Origin of the sequence: Bacillus sp. SIMBA_008, assembly GCF_046535495.1 — a bacterium.
Classification (GTDB): domain Bacteria; phylum Bacillota; class Bacilli; order Bacillales; family Bacillaceae; genus Bacillus; species Bacillus subtilis.
Genome location: NZ_JAWRWL010000026.1, coordinates 1 through 469, shown reverse-complemented (window position 1 = coordinate 469; position 469 = coordinate 1). Strand labels below are relative to the sequence as shown.

Genomic DNA, 469 nt, shown 5'->3' with positions numbered 1-469 from the left:
ATGATAAAAAATCATATCATTTAGATGATGTTACTCAAAGTGCTTATGAGGTGTACGGCTTTAAAGCAAAACAAGGTGATATTGAATTTGGAAATGGGACAGAAAAAGATTTTCTTTTAGCAATTCAAAGTGGAATGGAGAAAAAGGGAAAGTATTATGAGGAGTATGAGCGCATATATAACTACCTAAAAGGAAAGAAAACAAAACCAAGTGAGCAAGATGTAAAAGTAATTGGTGTTGTTGTGACAGGAACTGCTACTGATTTACAAAAGTTAAATGGTCAAAATTACGTAAAGGCTGCAGTATTAGGCGCTACTGCGGAAAACAAATAGTATAAATAGAAAAAAGCTGTCTTTCAATGGGTCATAGGTGATCTACTGGAGACAGCTTTTTTATGATGCTAACGTTTTCGGGTTTTGTTGGTAAGTCGATATATTACAAAAATCGCTGATATAATTTCACTTACCGA

Annotated in this window: 1 protein-coding gene; it reads left to right on the top strand. The window is 33.7% G+C overall.

The window, feature by feature from the left end:
- The coding region (locus SB658_RS21880; protein ID WP_410602280.1) for an anti sigma factor C-terminal domain-containing protein at positions 1-332 on the top strand (332 nt) is incomplete at its 5' end.
- Between the last annotated feature and the right edge of the window lie 137 nt (positions 333-469).